This is a genomic window from uncultured Senegalimassilia sp., from assembly GCF_934632265.1.
Classification (GTDB): Bacteria; Actinomycetota; Coriobacteriia; order Coriobacteriales; family Eggerthellaceae; genus Senegalimassilia.
Genome location: NZ_CAKTYH010000193.1, coordinates 1 through 2,147, shown reverse-complemented (window position 1 = coordinate 2,147; position 2,147 = coordinate 1). Strand labels below are relative to the sequence as shown.

At 65.1% G+C, this 2,147-nt stretch carries 2 protein-coding genes; one reads left to right on the top strand and one right to left on the bottom strand.

The genetic code is table 11. The features are described from left to right. A partial coding sequence (locus tag Q0H50_RS09365) for a hypothetical protein (RefSeq protein WP_294421690.1) occupies window positions 1–186 on the top strand: 186 nt, incomplete at its 5' end. An 813-nt stretch (window positions 187–999) separates the two neighbouring features. On the opposite strand, the gene Q0H50_RS09360 is transcribed toward Q0H50_RS09365, so the two are convergent. Next, window positions 1,000–1,956, bottom strand: coding sequence for a bile acid:sodium symporter family protein (locus Q0H50_RS09360; RefSeq protein ID WP_294421689.1), 957 nt, complete (start codon window positions 1,954–1,956; stop codon window positions 1,000–1,002). Between the last annotated feature and the right edge of the window lie 191 nt (window positions 1,957–2,147).

Here is a 2,147-nt window from a genome sequence, read left to right as displayed (position 1 = left end):
CTCCTCGTCTTTGCCGGCACTGCGTGGTTATTCGGCCTTCTCGTCCTTGCCGGCGGTGCGGGCCAGGATGTTGGCGTAGACGGCGCCGGAGATGTTGTGTCGCACGTTGAACACGCCTCCATCCCCTGTTCGCTCTGGGATCGGCCGGGCCGCGAGTCCTGGGCGGTCGGCTGGAGAGGCGAATGAGCAGGCCCTCCGATTTGTCCGCGCTCGCAGGGGTGCGCTTCGATTTCTTATGCGAGCGCGGAGCGGCCGGGGCGCGCGGGATTGAAGGCCGGGCTACCGGCCCTGACCGGGACGGGCGGCGGATGAAGGGAAGCTTTTCGCCGGATTATGGCTGAGAATGCGAGTTTTCCGAGTGTTAGACGGCGGTTCCGGGTGCTGGAAGCCGTCGAGACGACGACATGCAATCGTTTGTTACGGAATCACATGCGTTCATTGCAATCTAAGGAAATCAGCGTTGTCGAACATTCGGAAAACTCGCGTTTCAAGACGTGAAAGCCGAAAAACCTTCTTTCCCGAACCGGCAAGAACGCAACCGCCTTTGCCGGCAGGCAGGCGAGAACGTAACCGCTCTGCCGGAGCCCGGCGAGGATGAAACCGCCCCTCGCCGGAGCCCGGCGAGAACGCATTCACCCTGATGACGCCTGCGGTGAACAGGGGGCGGGTGAGCGGGGGCGGAAGCGTGTCGCGATGCCTTGTCGAAAACGCGAGGCGCGAAAAAGCCGGGAGGGGCGAACCCCTCCCGGCTTTGCGATGGCGGTTTCGCGCGTCTGTTCGCGTCCGTGCTCTTCAAAAGCGTGCTTTGGGCGGCACCCTGCTCGTATCCGCGCTCCCAAGCGCAAACGAGCCCCGCCCGGATACCCGGGCGGGGCTCGACAACAGGGCAAACGTCGCACCGTCGGCGCGGCGCTGCTGGGGCGCTCCCGACTTCTCGTCTTTGCCGGCGCTGCTAAGGCGTTATCCTGACTTCTCGTCTTTGCTGGCGCTGCGGCGGCGTTATTCGGCCTTTTCGTCCTTGCCGGCGGTGCGGGCCAGGATGTTGGCGTAGACGGCGCCGGAGATGTTGTGCCACACGCTGAACACGGCGCCGGGCACGGCGGCCAGCGGCATGCTCGCGAAGTGCATGGTGGCAAGCGAGGTGGCAAGGCCGGAGTTCTGCATGCCCACCTCGATGGACAGCGTGCGCATCTGCGCCTTCGACAGGCCGAGCGCGCGGCCCACGAAATAGCCCAGCGCGTAACCGCAGATGTTGTGCAGCATGACCACCACGATGATCAGCGCGCCGACGGTCGCCAGCTTTGCGGCGTTGGCGGACACCACTGCCATGATGATCAGCGAGATGGCGATGACGGAGACGAGCGGCAGCACCTTGGAGCAGGCCTGCGCCACCTTGGACGCCACGGCGTTGATGACGAAGCCCAGCGCGATGGGCACGAGCACCACCTGTACGATGGACAGCAGCATGCTGACGTAGCTGACGTCGACGCTCTGGCCGGCAAGCAGCAGCACGAGCGCCGGGGTGACGATCGGGGCCATGATGGTGGTGCACGCGGTCATGCCGACCGACAGCGCCACATCGCCCTTCGACAGGTACGTCATGACGTTGGAGGAGGTGCCGCCGGGGCAGCAGCCGACCAGCATGACGCCCACGGCAAGCTCGGTGGGCAGCTGGAAGACCAGGCACAGCACCCAGGCGATCAGCGGCATGATGATGAACTGGGACAGGATGCCGGTGATCACGGCCTTCGGCTTGGTGAACACCACCTTGAAATCGCCGAGCTTGAGCGTCATGCCCATGCCGAACATGACGATGCCGAGCAGCGGGTTGACCCAGCTGGTGGGCAGCGCCGCATGCACGGGCGCGGGCGCGACGAAGGCGATGATGGCGACCGCAAGCGCGATGATGGCCATCCATTTGCCGGCGAAGTCGCTGATCTTCTCGAGGACCTTCATGATGAAACCTTTCTAACGTGCGCGCGTTGCTGGGGAAGGGGACGCTGCGACGGCGAAGCCCGCATACGCGGTGCTTGGCCGTCCCCCGTCCCCCGTTCGCCGTTCACTGGTTCGCGGTGTTCGGCCTGCGGCATGTCCGCTACCCCCGTAACGCAAATGAGCCCCGCCCGGGTATCCGGGCGGGGCGCGAA

What these genes read in the sequence shown, in the direction of transcription:
- Q0H50_RS09360 (WP_294421689.1), bottom strand. Translation starts at nt 1,956, where the DNA reads ATGAAGGTCCTCGAGAAGATCAGCGACTTCGCCGGCAAATGGATGGCC.